Source organism: Pseudomonas sp. MWU13-2517 (assembly GCF_023242545.1).
Lineage (GTDB): Bacteria > Pseudomonadota > Gammaproteobacteria > Pseudomonadales > Pseudomonadaceae > Aquipseudomonas.
Map to the genome: position 1 here is coordinate 1 of NZ_JALMFA010000003.1, position 15,554 is coordinate 15,554.

Below are 15,554 nucleotides of genomic sequence, written 5' to 3' on the forward strand. Positions count from 1 at the left end.
CAACAACTTACCCACAGAGCCACCCACAGCAATTGTGGGCAAGTGCGCTCCCGGCCTAAAAATAAATGAAGAAATTCCGTGACTTATTCAAGTCGACGGGATTCACACACCACTGATCATTTATTGATCAACTGCTTGCAGGCCACGAAAAACGTGCGCTGTAGCAGTACGCGAACACCTTATCCACAGATACACCAACAGACTTTGGGGGCAAATTTTCCAGGGCTGTGGAAAAGGCTGTCAAAGCTTCATAAATCGGGCTATCCAGGCGTTTCAGGCGGTAAAACGACAAGATTGATCAAATTTCGAACAACTCCATGAAAGCCTTGTTTTATATGGGCTGTAGCTGATAGCGAACATCTTATCCACAGAAGCGCCAACAGACTTTGGGGGCAAGTCTGCGCAACAAAATGAATGGAATCAGGTAAAAAACCCAGGAAAAACCGCCAGTTAGGCTGGTTGTTTTTCGTACAGGGGGTTGCAGGGCTTGATTTGCATGGGGTGTAGACGACCGCGAACAGGTTATCCACAGACGGGTCAACAGGGATTGTGGGTAATATCAGTTTCCCTGTAGGAACGAGCTTGCTCGCGAAGAACCTGAGAGCGCCGCGTCAAACCAGGCACGCTGCGTCATCGTTAACGTTCTTCGCGAGCAAGCTCGCTACTTGTACAAGGTTCAGCGAACCACACCCTCCTCAACCAGCAGCTTGAGGATGGCTTCAGCGCCCGCTTGCGGGCTGAGATCCTTGAGAACCTGCCCGCCGCCGCCACTGGCTTTGGCGGTGGCCGCCTTCATCCGGTCGGCACCGCTCTTGGCCTTGATCACCTTGAGGCGCTTGGGCCGAGGCTTGGCCGGCTGCAGCACGGCGCCTGCGAATAACTCATCCTCTTGCACTTCGACCTCATGGGCTGCCAGCTCGCCGCGTTGGGCTGGCCCGTAGGCACTTTGCCGAGGCTTGGGCGCCGCGTTATCCACCGTGGCCAGAAACGGCAGGCGCACCTTCAAGCGCCGCCGCTGACCACGGGGCAAGGCTTGCAGCACGTGGGCTACGCCGCCGTCGATAGACTCCACCTGTGCGAGCCCGACAATCAGCGGCCAGCCCAATTGCTCGGCCAGCAGGAACGGCAACATGCCCGAACCTTCACCGGTTTCCGCCTGGCTGCCGGCGAGCACCACCTGGGCTCCCGCGTCACGCAGGTACTCACTGAGCACCGGCAAGGCATCGCTGCCCGCCGGTTGCTCCAGCACATGCAACTGCGGCAAACCCATGCCCAGGTAACTGCGCAAGGTCGGTTCGGCGATGTTGCCGGCGTGCAGCACCTGCAACTTATCCCCAGCCATTTGCAGGCCGAGTTCGACCGCGCGCGCATCCTGCTCCGCACGACGCGGGCGCCCGGAAGTGGGATGGGCACCAATCGAAACCAGGCTGATTACATTCGTCGTCATGGTCATATCCCTAAGCTGCATCGCGCTTGGCGCCGTTGCGGTAGGCCGCGACCGCATCGATCAAGGCTTGCAATATCGCGGCGCTCTCGCCGATCACCGACAGGTCGGCACGCTTGATCATGTCGCAGCCGGGGTCGAGGTTGATCGCCACCACCTTGTCGCAGGCACCAATGCCTTGCAGGTGCTGGATCGCTCCGGAAATACCCACGGCCACATAGACGCGGGCGGTGACCCAGGTGCCGCTCGCGCCGACCTGGCGATCCCGGGCCATGAAGCCGTCGTCCACTGCTACCCGCGAAGCGCCTTCGGTGGCGCCCAGGGCGGCAGCGGTCTGGTGGAACAGCGCCCAATCCTTCACGCCGTTGCCGCCAGAGAAGATGAATTCAGCTTCGGCCATGGGGATCGCCGCCGGGTCCACCGCCACCGCACCGAGATCTTCGATGCGCGGCAGGCTGCGAGCCAGGGCTGTGGATAACTCCACGGGCAACACTTCGTGACGGGTCTCGCTGACCGGGTCGGCACATTCGGCAGCCGCCAGAATCAAGCGTGGCAATGGCCGAGCCAAGTCTTCCTGGCCGGCGCCGGCGCGGCCGATGCATTCCCCACCCTTGATCTGCCATACCCGCGTGGCGGGGCGCTCCTTGAGGCTGGCGGCAAAACGCCGCCCCAACTCACCACCCCCACTGCGGCTATCCGGCAAGAGCCAGTGACGCGGGTTGAACTGGTTATCCACAGCGCGTAAACCGTGCACACGCTGCTCCGGTGAATAACCGTCGAACTCATGCCCTTCCAGCACCAGCAGGCGATCCACACCGGCGGTGGCAAAAGCACTTTCCTTATGCTCCCCAAACACCACGGCCAGCACGGCGCCGTCGCTGCCGGCGAGATGCCGCGCCAGGCCGAGCAAGTCGCGGTCGTGGCTGCTCAAGCGGCCACCGACCATGTCCGGCACCACGTTGATGTAGAACGCGGGCGCCGCCACCTGATGCAGTGGCAACTGCACTTCGGCGGCCGCCGTACGCTTGGTCGCGCCGCCCTGCTGGGCGCCGCTGCGGTCGATGCGCTTGATGCCATTGGGGCCGATGAAACCGACACCGTGCACGTTCTTGCGGATGATGCCGTTGGGCCCCATCCAGCTGTGTTGCACCGGCTGCATCGCCGCATGCAACGGGTGCAGGCGGTTACGTGCGATCCATTCGGCCCGTGGGTCGCGGCGGATAATGTCGCTCATCAGTGCACCTCCGCAGGTTCACGTTTCAAAGGGGCTTTGGCAGGCGCGGCGTCTTCGAGCAACGCGTCGGCGACCAGTTCAGCGATGTCCTTGATCAATGGCCGAGGCTCCACCACACCTTCAAGCATCGCCGTACACTGCGGGCAGCCCACGGCCACCAGTTCGGCGCCGGTTTCACGGATGTCTTCCATGCGCATATCGGGGATACGTTGCTTGCCGGGAATGTCAGTGATCGGTGCGCCGCCACCGCCGCCGCAGCAGCGGGAACGGAAGCCGGAACGTTGCATTTCCTTGACCTCGATACGCAGTGCACGCAGCACTTGGCGCGGGGCTTCGTATTCGCCGTTGTAGCGGCCCAGGTAACAAGGGTCGTGGTAGGTCACGCTGTTGCCCTTGTGCTGGCCCAGGTTCAGCGCGCCCTCGCCGATCAGCTCGGCCATGAAGGTGCTGTGGTGTTGCACCAGGTAGTTGCCGTTGAAGGCGCCGTATTCGTTTTTCAGCACATGGAAACTGTGCGGGTCGCAGGTGACGATGCGCTTGAAGCTGTACTTGGCCAAGGTCTGGATGTTGCGCGTGGCCAGCAGTTGGAAGGTGGCTTCGTCGCCCAGGCGTCGCGCCACATCGCCGCTGTCACGTTCTTCCAGGCCGAGTACGGCGAAGTCGACCTTGGCGGCCTTGAGTACTTTGACGAATGCACGCAGGGTGCGCTGATTGCGCATGTCGAAGGCGCCATCACCGACCCAGAACAGCACCTCGCAGCGGCCCGTGTCACTGAGCAATGGCAGGTTCAGGTCGGCCGCCCAGTTCAGACGCCCGCCCGGTGCGAAACCGCCAGGGTTGTCGGTGGCGATCAGGTTTTCCAGGACTTCGGCACCTTTGTTTGGCGTGGCGCCTTTTTCCAATGTCAGGTGGCGGCGCATGTCTACGATGGCGTCCACGTGCTCGATCATCATCGGGCACTCTTCCACACACGCACGGCAGGTGGTGCACGACCACAAGGTTTCGGCGTCCACCAGGCCATTGACGATCGGCTGATGCGGGTTGCCGCCGTGTTCGCCAATGGCTTTGCCTGGATACGGGCTGCCGGCAAACTTGGCGTCGGTGCCGCCAGCCAGGCCGACCACCATGTCTTGAATGAGTTTTTTCGGGTTCAGCGGTTGGCCGGCAGCGAAAGCCGGGCACGCGGCTTCGCATTTGCCGCATTGCACGCAGGCGTCGAAGCCGAGCAGTTGGTTCCAGGTAAAGTCCTTGGGTTTCTCCACCCCCAGCGGCGCGGTTTTATCGCTCAGGTCCAAGGGTTTCAAACCGGTGGAACGCCCGCCACCGAAGCGCTCGGCGCGACGGTGCCAGGCCAGGTGCAGGGCGCCGGCAAAGGCGTGCTTCATCGGGCCGCCCCAGGTCATGCCGAAGAACATCTCCGATACGCCCCACAGCACACCCACGCTCAACAACGCCGCGAGCAGCCAGCCGCCGAAGTCGGCAGGCAGCACCCCGGCTACCGGCAGGGTCACCAGGAAGAAACTCACCGAGAATGCCATCAGGCTTTTCGGCAGGCGCATCCACGGGCCTTTCGACAGGCGTGACGGCGGGTTGCGTCGACGCAGATAGACGAAGGTGGCGCCGACAAACATCAGCACCGAGGCCAGCAGCAAGGCATAGCCGAGGATGCGGTTATGCAAGCCGAAACCATGCACCAGGATCGCCAGCAATGCCGACAGCACAAAGCCCAACGCCGTGGCGACGTGGGTATTGGCAATGTATTTGTCACGGGCCACCACGTGGTGCAGGTCGACCATGTAGCGCTTGGGCATGGCCAGCAGGCCGCCGATCAAATCGACTTTGGACGCGCGGCCCCGACGCCACATCGCGACACGCCGAAGCGCCCCAAGGACAGCAAGCCCCAGGGCGGCAAATAAGAGAATAGGCAGCAAGGTGTTCAACATGGTGAAGCTCCCACAGACCTCATAGGTCTACTGTGAAACGGGCCTTGAATGCGGGAGGGGGCTGGCCCCCGATGGCAGAGTGTCAGTTGGTAGAGCTGTAGCTGACCCATCGCTATCGGGGGCGAGCCCCCTCCCACATTTAAACCGAGTCCACTTTGGTTCAGTGTCGACTTAGAAATCCTTGCACAGGCGCAGGGCGTCATAGATCGCGGCGTGGGTGTTGCGCTGGGCCACACAGTCACCGATGCGGAACAGCAAGTACCCATCACCCGGCTCACTCAAGATGGGCTGCGGCTTGATTGCGAACAGCGCTTCGACGTCGATCTGCCCCTTGTTGCGCGAACCTTCCTTCAGCGCGTAGTAGATCGCTTCGTCAGGGCGCACGCCGTTCTCGACGACCACCTGGTCCACCACCCGCTCCTCTTTGGCGCCGGTGTATTCGTTCTCCAGCACCGCCACCAACTTGTCGCCCTCGCGGTAGACCTTCTCCAGCATCATGTCGCCGGTCATGATCACTTCCTTGGGGTACATGCTGCGGTAGTAGGTCGGGAACGACGTACCACCGATGGCCACGCCCGGCTTGATGTCGTCGGTGACGATCTCGACCTGGCTACCTTTGTCCGCGAGGAAGTCCGCCACCGACATGCCGGTGAACTCGCAGATGGTGTCGTAGACCAACACGTTCTTGCCCGGTGCGACTTTGCCGTCGAGCACATCCCAGCTGCTCACTATCAAGCCTTCGGCGGCGCCCCAGTGTTCGTTCTGCTCCACGTTCGGCTGCCCACCCACTGCCAGCACGACCACATCGGGACGCAGGTCGAGGATGGTGTCGGCATCGGCCGCCACCCCCAGGCGCAGGTCGACTTTCAAGCGCGCCAGCTCCAACTGGTACCAGCGGGTGATGCCCGCAATCTGGTCGCGCTGCGGTGCCTTGGAGGCCGTGGTGATCTGCCCACCAATGAATTCTTTTTTCTCGAACAGGGTCACGTCGTGGCCACGTTCGGCGGCAACCCGTGCCGCTTCCATCCCGGCAGGGCCGGCGCCGACCACCACGACTTTGCGTTTGGGCCCGGTGGATTTCTCGATGATGTGCGGCACGCCCATGTATTCACGGGAGGTCGCGGCGTTCTGGATACACAGCACGTCCAGGCCCTGGTACTGGCGGTCGATGCAGTAGTTGGCGCCCACGCATTGTTTGATCTGGTCGATCTGGCCCATCTTGATCTTGGCGATCAGGTGCGGGTCGGCGATATGCGCACGGGTCATGCCGACCATGTCCACATAACCGCCTTCAAGGATGCGCGTGGCCTGGTTCGGGTCCTTGATGTTCTGCGCGTGCAGCACCGGGACCTTGACCACTTCCTTGATACCGGCAGCCAAGTGCAGGAACGGCTCCGGTGGATAACTCATGTTCGGGATCACGTTGGCCAGGGTGTTATGGGTGTCGCACCCCGATCCCACCACGCCGATGAAATCGAGCATGCCGGTGTCGTCGTAATACTTGGCGATCTGTTTCATGTCCTCGTGGGACAGGCCATCCGGGTGGAACTCGTCACCGCACAGGCGCATGCCTACGCAGAAGTCGTCACCTACCTCGGCACGCACGGCTTTCAACACTTCCAGGCCGAATTTCATGCGGCCCTCAAAGGTGCCGCCCCATTCGTCGGTACGCTTGTTGACCCGTGGGCTCCAGAACTGGTCGATCATGTGCTGGTGCACGGCGGACAGTTCCACCCCGTCCAGGCCACCGGCCTTGGCGCGACGCGCAGCCTGGGCGTAGTTGCCGATCACGCGCCAGATTTCTTCCGGCTCGATGGTTTTGCAGGTGGCACGGTGCACCGGCTCACGCACGCCGGACGGCGACATCAAGGTCGGCCAGTTGAAGCCGTCCCAGCGGGAGCGACGCCCCATGTGGGTAATCTGGATCATGATCTTGGCGCCATGCTTGTGCATGGCGTCGGCCAGGTTCTGGAAGTGCGGGATGATGCGGTCGGTGGACAGGTTCACCGAGCTCCACCATTCCTGGGGACTGTCGATGGCCACCACCGAGGATCCACCGCAGATCGCCAGGCCGATACCGCCCTTGGCTTTCTCTTCGTAGTACTTCACATAGCGGTCAGTGGTCATCCCGCCGTCGGTGGCATACACCTCGGCGTGGGCGGTACTGAGCACGCGGTTGCGGATGGTCAGTTTGCCGATCTGGATCGGCTGGAACATTGCTTCGAAAGCCATGGCACGGTCCTCGGCTTACAACGGCTTGACGGTGAACAAGCCATCATCGTGGCCCTCTTCGGAGCCTCCGTAGACTTGTTCAGCCACAGTGCGGATCTTGCTGCCACGCGCTTCAAGGATCTGGTCCATGGCGCCGGCAAACCAGCCGGTGAACATGTAGTCGACCTTGCGTCCGACCTTGCCGTACACGTAGACGAAAGCGGAGTGTTCGAGCTTGACGCTGGCGGTGCCTTTGTCGAGGTCGATGTCCTGGATCTTGAACAGGCCCCAGCCGCGTTGCGACAGGCGCTTCATGTAGTGTTCGAACACCGCGACGCCTTCCAGGCCATGGCACTCGGCTTCTTTTTCACACCAGTGCCAGGCGGATTTGTAGCCGGCCTTGTAGAGAATTTCGGCGTAGGCTTCAGCGCCCAACACCTCTTCAATGCCCATGTGGTTGTTGACGAAGAAGTGGCGCGGCACATACAGCATCGGCAGGGCGTCGGAGGTCCAGACACCGGTTTCGCTGTCGACTTCGATTGGCAATTGCGGGGCGATCTTGGCCATGGAAACTTAACTCCAGAAAATTCTTGTGTAGTTCCCCCGACACGAACGGCCGAGGGAGAAGATGCGTTGGCGGTGGCTTATTCGCCCCAGACGTCCTTCAGGACATTGACCCAGTTCTCGCCCATGATCTTGCGCACTACCCGTTCAGGGTGGCCGCGCTTGAGCAGGGTCTCAGTGAGGTTGGGGAACTCGCCCACGGTGCGGATGCCCAGCGGGTTGATGATCTTGCCGAAGTTGGTCAGGCGGCGGGCGTAGCCCTTGTCATGGGTCAGCATCTCGAAGAAATCCTGGCCATGCCCCTGGGTGAAGTCGGTGCCGATACCGATAGCGTCTTCGCCGACGATGTTCATGGTGTATTCGATGGCTTCGGCGTAGTCGTCGATGGTCGAATCGATGCCCTTGGCCAGGAATGGCGCGAACATGGTCACGCCGACAAAACCGCCGTGATCGGCGATGAACTTCAGCTCTTCATCGGATTTGTTGCGCGGGTGCTCTTTAAGGCCCGATGGCAGGCAGTGGGAGTAGCACACCGGCTTTTTCGATTCGAGGATGACTTCTTCGGACGTTTTGGAGCCCACGTGGGACAGGTCGCACATGATGCCGACGCGGTTCATTTCGCCGACAATCTCGCGCCCAAAGCCCGACAGGCCGCCGTCGCGCTCGTAGCAACCGGTGCCGACCAGGTTCTGGGTGTTGTAGCACATCTGCACGACGCCCACGCCGAGCTGCTTGAAGATCTCGACATAGCCCAACTGGTCTTCGAACGCGTGGGCGTTCTGGAAGCCGAAGATGATGCCGGTCTTGCCCAACTCCTTGGCGCGACGGATATCCGCAGTGGTTTTCACCGGGATCACCAGGTCGCTGTTCTCACGGATCAGGGTCTGGCTGGCCACGATGTTATTGATAGTGGCCTGGAAGCCTTCCCACACCGACACGGTGCAGTTGGCGGCGGTGAGGCCCCCTTTGCGCATGTCCTCGAACAGGTCGCGATTCCACTTGGCAATAATCAGCCCGTCGATAACGATGCTGTCGGCGTGCAATTCGGCTGGGCTCATCAGGCGTCCCCTTATGGCGATTCATGCGCCGAATCGTCTGCCGGCGCTTTGGGCCAGCATATGCCCAGGGGCCGACGGAACCGGGTGCAAAAACGACAGGGGAATTGCCGAAAGCGTCAATCCGCGACAAAGGCTGTTAAGAGAGGCCTGACTGGCGGCTGTTCTTTGTCTTACGCTTGAGCCAGAATTCGGCCATTACCTGATATGAGACGGCGCAATGAAATCGATTTTCCTGGCTTTGGCACTCATCGCAACCACCGCCCACGCGGCTGAAGACACCGACAACACACCGTGCGATGGCATCGAAAACGACAAACAAACCCTGGAATGCGCCACTTTCAACAAAACCACCGCCGAGCAATTGCTCAAAGATAACTACCAGGGCCTGCTCGAACGCATGGCGTCGACCTACGGCAGCAACAAGTCGCAGCTCGCGGACATTACCGCTCGTCTGAAGGACGCCCAGCAGAAGTGGGAAAAACTGCGCGACGCCGATTGTGCGGTGGACACCTTTCCGGCGGTGACGGGTACCAAGGACTACGCCATTCAACAGAATGATTGCCTGGCGCGGATGAGTGATGAGCGGTCGGAGTTTTTGGAGTCGATCGGGCAGGAATAAGCGACAATCCGCGCCACTTCTCTCTTAACCAAGGCCATTCATGACTATTTGCGGCATCGAAATCAAAGGCAGCGAAGCCATCCTCGCCGTCGCCTCCCTGGGCGACCAGGCGCTGAGCCATGTCGCGCTGTCCACCAAGAAAATCGCCCTTGAAGACGATGACGAGGCGGCCAATGTCAAAGCGTTCGCCGCCCAGGTGAAGGCGTTTGTGCAGGAAAACGCCATCACCCGTATCGCGATCAAGAAGCGCAGCAAGAAAGGCGAGTTTGCCGGTGGCCCGACCACGTTCAAGATTGAAGGCGTGTTTCAGTTGCTCGACGGGGTTGAGGTGACGCTGCTGTCGCCGCAGACCATTAACGCGCAGAACAAGAAGCACAGCTTTGAACTGCCCACGACGTTGAACAAGTATCAGCACGAAGCTTATAAAGCGGCCTGTTCGGCCTTGGTAAAGAAGTAAGTCACACCGAAGTCCAGTGTGGGAGCGGGCCTGCTCGCGAATGCGGCGGGTCAGTACCGAATGCGCCAACCGACACACTGTATTCGCGAGCAAGCCCGCCCCCACATTGGATTGGTGTTGCCTCAGGCCGGTGTACGGCGCTTGTGCAGCAGCCACTCCCCGAAGGATTTGTCTTCCAGGGCATACCCACCCCGGCTCGACTTCCACACCAGTTCTTTATCCCGCAGGGCATCGATACACGCCTGAATGGTCTGGGTGCCCGGCACCACGTCACTGCCCATGTCTTCCAGCACTTTGCTGACGGCCGTGATCGTGCTGTCGGTGAAGGGTGCGAAAGGTTCGTTGTTTTGAGAGCGCTCCACCATCACTTCCAGCACGGCGCGCTGGGGCACGGTGAGGTTGTTCCAGGCGCTTTCGAATTCGGTCCACACCCCGGCGCGCAGCAATTCGGCGCGACTGTGCAGCAGTTGACCGAGGTTGCTCGCCTCGCCCAGCTCCAGCGCCACTTCACCGATGATCGTGCGCAGCATCTCGGGGCGTCGACCTACCAGCTCGAAGGCTTCATCAATATCGGCCGCGTTGAATTGGTTGGTCTGGGCCAGGTGCGCGTTGAGGTGTGCAGTGTAGGCCCGGGTGAACTCTTTACCCAGCAGCGGAAACGGCGTGATGCTGGACCCGAAGAACGGCTGACTCTTACCCAACACCAAATGGGCCAGCTTGTCGCGGTTTGAGCCGGTGAACACCAGGTGCAAACCGCTGCCATCCTCGTCACGGCCTTGGTTGAGCTGATCCCGGGCGGCCTTCAACGCGAACATCGCGTTGATCCCCGACTCGCTGGTTAATGCGTGCTGCGCCTCGTCAATCACCAACACGACAGGTTTTTCCGCAGCATTGTGGAGTAATTCCAGGGCCTGGGTCAGCGTCGCACCGACAGGCAGTTGTGGCTTGGTAAAGTCCCAGGACAAGGTACGCAGAAAGCTCAGCTTCTCGATCCCGATGTTCTTGGCCAGTTTACGAATGCCCTTTTCGTAGGGCACCAGGGCAGCGGCGATAGCGCCGGCGATCAACTCTGCCGGATCTTGCTCTTTGTCGGCCCACAGATCGACGTAGACGGTCAGCCAACCCCGCAGTTGGCACTCGGGAATCAGGTCTTCACGCAAAAAAGTGCTTTTCCCGGTGCGCCGGGGTGCCGCGAGGAACAGGCCCGACGTGAAGTCCTGAATACCCGCCCCCACCAAACCGTCGGCTATGCTGCTTGCCAGGGCGGGGCGGCGAAACACAAAGCCGCTGTTCTTGGACATGCTTTTATACTCAATTATTGGTTCAGCTATAAATTATAGTAACGAGTATAAATTACTATAATTGCCCGTCAAACCACCTCCCGTCGCCGATCCTCCCGCGGGCACTTCGCAAACCGTGCGCGGTAACTGCGGGTGAAATACGACGGTGACTCAAACCCACAGGCAATGCTCACTTCCAGCACGCTCATATCGCTCTGGCGCAACAGTTGCCGGGCCTTTTCCAGGCGTAGACCGAGGTAGAAGTTGCTCGGCGTATCATTCAAGTGCAGGCGAAACAGCCGCTCCAGCTGCCGCCGGGTCACCTTGATCGCCTCGGCCAGGGCCAGGGTGCTCAGCGGCGGCTCGGTGTGCTGCTCCATCTCGCCGATCACTTGCACCAGCTTCTTGTTGTTGATGCCGTAGCGCGTGGCGATCTGCATGCGCTGGTGGTCTTTGCGTGGACGGATACGGCCGAGCACGAACTGTTCGGAAACTTGAATCGCCAGCTCCGGGCCGTGGGCCTGCGCGATCAGGTCGAGCATCAGGTCGATGGAGGCCGTGCCACCGGCACAGGTGATGCGGCGCCGGTCAATTTCGAACAATTCCTGGGTCACGCTCAAGTGTGGATACGATTCCTTGAAGGCGTCGATGGCTTCCCAGTGCAGGGTCAGGCGATGGCCGTCGAGCAGGCCAGCTTCAGCGAGCACGCAGGCACCGGTATCAATGGCGCCAAGGGTCACTCCGTCGTGGTCGAGACGGCGCAGCCAGTGCTCCAGTGCAGGCGTGGCGAACTGCAACGGTTCAAAGCCGGCGACCACCAGCAACGTCGCGCCTTTTTTCAGCGGTTCCAGCGCAGCGTCGGCATTGACCGACATGCCATTGCTCGCCAGCACTGCGCCGCCATCGGCACTCAACACGTGCCAGCGGTACAGCTCGCCACGAAAACGGTTGGCCACCCGCAGGGGTTCCAGCGCGGAGATAAAGCCAATGGCCGAGAAACCCGGCATCAGCAAAAAGTAGAAATCCTGGGACATGGTGGCGCACTCGTCATACGGGCAGCGTGGCACTGTGATACTCCCGTTCATGGGCGGATTCAAGGGGGCAGGTCGCTGCAGTGCAAGAGCTGGTCGCCGCCGTGCGCTTTGCCGCCCACTGGCTTGCGTAACTTGGGCTCACGGCGCACAAAGACGCCGGAACCCACAATAACGACCTGCCGAGGGAACCACCATGAACCGACTGATCAGCCGCTGCGTGCTTGCACTCAGCGCCAGCGCCATCTTGAGCACGAACGTAATGGCTGCCGACGCAGCGTCTTGCCAGAACGTGCGCATGGGCGTGGTGAACTGGACCGACGTAATCGCCACCAGTGCCATGACCCAAGTGCTGCTCGATGGCCTCGGCTACAAGACCAAACAAACCAGCGCCTCCCAGCAAATCATCTTCGCCGGTATCCGCGACCAGCGCCTGGACCTGTTCCTGGGGTACTGGAACCCGCTGATGACCCAGACCATCACGCCATTCATCGACGCCAAGCAAGTCAAGGTGCTCGACAAACCCAGCCTGGAAGATGCACGCGCCACCCTCGCCGTGCCGACTTACCTGGCGGACAAGGGCCTGAAAACCTTCGCCGACATCGCCAAGTTCGAGAAAGAGCTGGGCGGCAAGATCTATGGCATCGAGCCAGGGTCGGGGGCCAACACCCAGATCAAGGCCATGATTGCCAAGAACCAGTTCGGCCTGGGTAAATTCCAGTTGGTGGAGTCCAGCGAGGCCGGCATGCTCGCCGCCGTCGACCGTGCGGTACGCCGCAAGGAAGCCGTGGTGTTCTTCGGCTGGGCGCCGCACCCGATGAACGTCAACGTCGCCATGACCTACCTCACCGGCAGCGACGACGCCCTCGGCCCGAACGAAGGCATGGCCACGGTGTGGAGCGTGACGTCGCCCACCTACGCCGAACAGTGCCCCAACGTTCATAAACTGCTGAGCAATCTAACGTTCACCGCCGCCGACGAGAGCCGGATGATGCAGCCGCTGCTGGATCACAAGGACCCCATCGAGTCCGCCAAACAGTGGCTCAAGGATCACCCGCAAGACCAGCAGCGCTGGCTGGCGGGCGTGACCACTTTCGACGGCAAACCGGCTGCTGCCAACCTGCAGCTGACCAGCAAATAACCTGACCCGAATCACCGTGACGCAGCCACGCCCGGCTGCGCACGGCATCACTATGCCCGCCTGTAAGGAACTGCACCATGAACCACGACGTCATCATCACCTGCGCACTCACCGGTGCTGGCGACACGACCGCCAAAAGCCCACACGTGCCGGTCACGCCCAAACAAATCGCAGCGGCCGCCGTTGAAGCCGCCAAGGCCGGCGCCACCGTAGTGCACTGCCACGTCCGTGACCCGCACACCGGCAAGTTCAGCCGCGACGTCGCGCTGTACCGCGAAGTGATGGAGCGCATCCGTGAGGCCGACATCGACATCATCGTCAACCTCACCGCCGGCATGGGCGGCGACCTGGAAATCGGCGCCGGCGAAAACCCGATGGAGTTCGGCCCCAACACCGACCTGGTCGGCCCATTGACCCGCCTGGCCCATGTAGAGGAACTGCTGCCGGAGATCTGCACCCTGGATTGCGGCACCCTGAACTTCGGCGACGGCGACACTATTTACGTGTCCACCCCGGCGCAACTGCGCGCAGGCGCCAAACGCATCCAGGAACTGGGCGTAAAGGCCGAACTGGAAATCTTCGACACCGGCCACCTGTGGTTCGCCAAGCAGATGATCAAGGAAGGCCTGCTCGACAACCCGCTGTTTCAACTGTGCCTGGGCATCCCATGGGGCGCACCGGCCGACACCACCACCATGAAGGCCATGGTCGACAACCTGCCCGCCGACGCGGTGTGGGCCGGCTTCGGTATCGGCCGCATGCAAATGCCAATGGCGGCGCAAGCGGTGCTGCTGGGCGGCAACGTGCGGGTTGGCCTGGAAGACAACCTGTGGCTGGACAAAGGCGTGCTCGCCACCAATGGCCAACTGGTAGAACGCGCCGGTGAAATCCTCAGCCGCCTGGGTGCACGGGTCATGACCCCGGCAGAAGGCCGCGTGAAGATGGGCCTTACCCAGCGCGGTTAACCCCTGCCGTAACCGAATCAAAAATGTGGGAGGGAGCAAGCCACTCCCACAGGGATCAGCGAACTCTTCAGGAATGCGCCATGAGCTTTATCACTGAAATCAAAACTTTCGCCGCCCTGGGCAGCGGTGTCATCGGCAGCGGCTGGGTATCCCGCGCCCTCGCCCACGGCCTGGACGTGATCGCCTGGGACCCGGCGCCCGGCGCGGAAGCCGCCTTGCGCAAGCGCGTCGCCAATGCCTGGGGTGCCCTGGAAAAACAGGGCCTGGCACCGGGTGCATCCCAGGACCGCCTGCGCTTTGTTTCCACCATTGAAGAATGTGTGAAAGACGCCGACTTCATTCAGGAAAGCGCCCCGGAAAGGTTGGAGCTGAAGCTGGAGTTGCACAGCAAGATCAGCGCGGCGGCCAAGCCGAATGCGTTGATCGGCTCGAGCACTTCCGGCCTGCTGCCCAGCGAGTTCTATGAAGGCTCGACCCACCCGGAACGCTGCGTGGTCGGCCACCCGTTCAACCCGGTTTACCTGCTGCCGCTGGTGGAAGTGGTAGGCGGCAAGCACACCGCGCCGGAGGCTATTCAAGCCGCGATCAACGTGTACGAATCCCTTGGCATGCGCCCGCTGCATGTACGCAAGGAAGTCCCCGGCTTTATCGCCGACCGCCTGCTTGAAGCGTTGTGGCGTGAGGCGCTGCACCTGGTGAATGACGGTGTGGCCACCACCGGTGAAATTGACGACGCGATTCGTTTTGGCGCGGGCTTGCGCTGGTCGTTCATGGGCACGTTCCTGACCTATACCCTGGCGGGCGGCGATGCCGGGATGCGGCACTTCATGGCGCAATTCGGACCGGCATTGCAGTTGCCCTGGACGTATCTGCCGGCGCCGGAGCTGACCGATAAATTGATCGACGACGTGGTCGACGGCACCAGCGACCAGTTGGGTAGACACAGCATTTCGGCGCTGGAGCGCTATCGTGATGACTGCCTGCTCGCCGTACTGGAGGCAGTGAAAACCACCAAGGCCAAGCACGGCATGACCTTCGCCGAATAACCTATGTGGGAGGGGTGCCCCTCCCTCACTTTTGTCCGAGCACAGACCCGGGATTTATGTCATGTCAGCACTGACGACCTACACCACCAGAATCCAGCCGGAGTGGGTGGACTACAACGGCCACCTGCGCGATGCGTTTTACCTGCTGATTTTCAGCTACGCCACCGATGCGCTGATGGACACCCTGGGCCTCGACAGTGAAAACCGCGAAGCCAGCGGCCATTCGCTGTTCACCCTTGAGCTGCACCTGAACTACCTGCACGAAGTAAAACTCGGCGCCGAGGTGCAGGTGCGTACGCAACTGATCGCCTTTGATGCCAAGCGCCTGCACCTCTATCACAGCCTGCATCTGGTCGACGATGAAAAGGAGCTGGCGGGCAATGAGCAGATGCTGCTGCACGTCGACCTTGCCGGCCCGCATTCAACACCGTTTACCGACGCCACGTTGGAAAAACTCATCGCCATTACCGCAGAGCAGGCCGACCTGCCACGCCCTTCCCTGCTCGGCCGAGTGATTGGCCTGCCGCCAAAAAAATAGCCCGCCAAAATAATCAGGAGCCA

Annotated in this window: 14 protein-coding genes; 6 read left to right on the top strand and 8 right to left on the bottom strand. The window is 61.1% G+C overall.

Features of this window, described 5'->3' with window-relative positions; translation table 11 throughout:
- Positions 1–676: 676 nt before the first annotated feature.
- The 6 genes from M5B97_RS05030 to M5B97_RS05055 all read right to left on the bottom strand — a co-directional run bounded on the left by M5B97_RS05030 (position 677) and on the right by M5B97_RS05055 (position 8,454).
- Complete coding sequence (locus M5B97_RS05030) at positions 677–1,447, bottom strand: electron transfer flavoprotein subunit beta (RefSeq protein WP_248730919.1); 771 nt, start codon at positions 1,445–1,447, stop codon at positions 677–679.
- A gap of 10 nt (positions 1,448–1,457) precedes the next feature.
- The gene (locus M5B97_RS05035; RefSeq protein ID WP_248730920.1) at positions 1,458–2,678 is read right to left on the bottom strand and encodes an electron transfer flavoprotein subunit alpha/FixB family protein; all 1,221 of its coding nucleotides are present in this window, start codon (positions 2,676–2,678) and stop codon (positions 1,458–1,460) included.
- Entirely contained in the window at positions 2,678–4,621 is a 1,944-nt protein-coding gene (dgcB, locus tag M5B97_RS05040) for a dimethylglycine demethylation protein DgcB (RefSeq protein WP_248730921.1), read from the bottom strand. The genes M5B97_RS05035 and dgcB overlap by 1 nt, the downstream gene beginning before the upstream one ends.
- A gap of 171 nt (positions 4,622–4,792) precedes the next feature.
- Positions 4,793–6,853, bottom strand: a complete 2,061-nt coding sequence (gene dgcA, locus M5B97_RS05045; protein ID WP_123717249.1) for a dimethylglycine demethylation protein DgcA — start codon at positions 6,851–6,853, stop codon at positions 4,793–4,795.
- A 15-nt stretch (positions 6,854–6,868) separates the two neighbouring features.
- The gene (locus M5B97_RS05050) at positions 6,869–7,399 is read right to left on the bottom strand and encodes a DUF5943 domain-containing protein (protein ID WP_008083165.1); all 531 of its coding nucleotides are present in this window, start codon (positions 7,397–7,399) and stop codon (positions 6,869–6,871) included.
- A 77-nt stretch (positions 7,400–7,476) separates the two neighbouring features.
- On the bottom strand, positions 7,477–8,454 hold the full coding sequence (locus tag M5B97_RS05055; protein WP_060753372.1) for a dipeptidase: 978 nt from the start codon (positions 8,452–8,454) through the stop codon (positions 7,477–7,479).
- A gap of 217 nt (positions 8,455–8,671) precedes the next feature.
- Here M5B97_RS05055 and M5B97_RS05060 point away from each other — a divergent pair, with 217 nt between their 5' ends.
- Both M5B97_RS05060 and M5B97_RS05065 read left to right on the top strand, forming a co-directional pair.
- The gene (locus M5B97_RS05060) at positions 8,672–9,073 is read left to right on the top strand and encodes a lysozyme inhibitor LprI family protein (RefSeq protein WP_123717248.1); all 402 of its coding nucleotides are present in this window, start codon (positions 8,672–8,674) and stop codon (positions 9,071–9,073) included.
- Positions 9,074–9,113: 40 nt separating this feature from the next.
- Positions 9,114–9,530 carry a DUF3010 family protein gene (locus tag M5B97_RS05065; RefSeq protein WP_248730922.1) on the top strand — a complete coding sequence of 139 codons (417 nt, stop codon included), beginning with the start codon at positions 9,114–9,116 and terminating at the stop codon, positions 9,528–9,530.
- Positions 9,531–9,652: 122 nt separating this feature from the next.
- Here the strand turns inward: M5B97_RS05065 and M5B97_RS05070 are convergent, their stop codons facing one another.
- Together M5B97_RS05070 and M5B97_RS05075 are read right to left on the bottom strand one after the other, a co-directional pair.
- On the bottom strand, positions 9,653–10,831 hold the full coding sequence (locus M5B97_RS05070) for an AAA family ATPase (RefSeq protein WP_134659080.1): 1,179 nt from the start codon (positions 10,829–10,831) through the stop codon (positions 9,653–9,655).
- 68 nt (positions 10,832–10,899) lie between these two features.
- Positions 10,900–11,844: a GlxA family transcriptional regulator gene (locus M5B97_RS05075; RefSeq protein WP_167659689.1), complete on the bottom strand. Its 945-nt coding sequence runs from the start codon at positions 11,842–11,844 to the stop codon at positions 10,900–10,902.
- Positions 11,845–12,037: 193 nt separating this feature from the next.
- On the opposite strand from M5B97_RS05075, the gene M5B97_RS05080 reads away from it, so the two are divergent.
- The 4 genes from M5B97_RS05080 (at position 12,038) to M5B97_RS05095 (ending at position 15,531) form a co-directional block, all read left to right on the top strand.
- The gene (locus tag M5B97_RS05080) at positions 12,038–12,982 is read left to right on the top strand and encodes a choline ABC transporter substrate-binding protein (RefSeq protein WP_123717245.1); all 945 of its coding nucleotides are present in this window, start codon (positions 12,038–12,040) and stop codon (positions 12,980–12,982) included.
- Positions 12,983–13,059: 77 nt separating this feature from the next.
- On the top strand, positions 13,060–13,947 hold the full coding sequence (locus M5B97_RS05085; RefSeq protein ID WP_248730923.1) for a 3-keto-5-aminohexanoate cleavage protein: 888 nt from the start codon (positions 13,060–13,062) through the stop codon (positions 13,945–13,947).
- Positions 13,948–14,027: 80 nt separating this feature from the next.
- On the top strand, positions 14,028–14,993 hold the full coding sequence (locus M5B97_RS05090; protein WP_123717244.1) for an L-carnitine dehydrogenase: 966 nt from the start codon (positions 14,028–14,030) through the stop codon (positions 14,991–14,993).
- A 61-nt stretch (positions 14,994–15,054) separates the two neighbouring features.
- On the top strand, positions 15,055–15,531 hold the full coding sequence (locus tag M5B97_RS05095) for a thioesterase family protein (protein ID WP_123717243.1): 477 nt from the start codon (positions 15,055–15,057) through the stop codon (positions 15,529–15,531).
- The last annotated feature ends 23 nt before the right edge of the window (positions 15,532–15,554 follow it).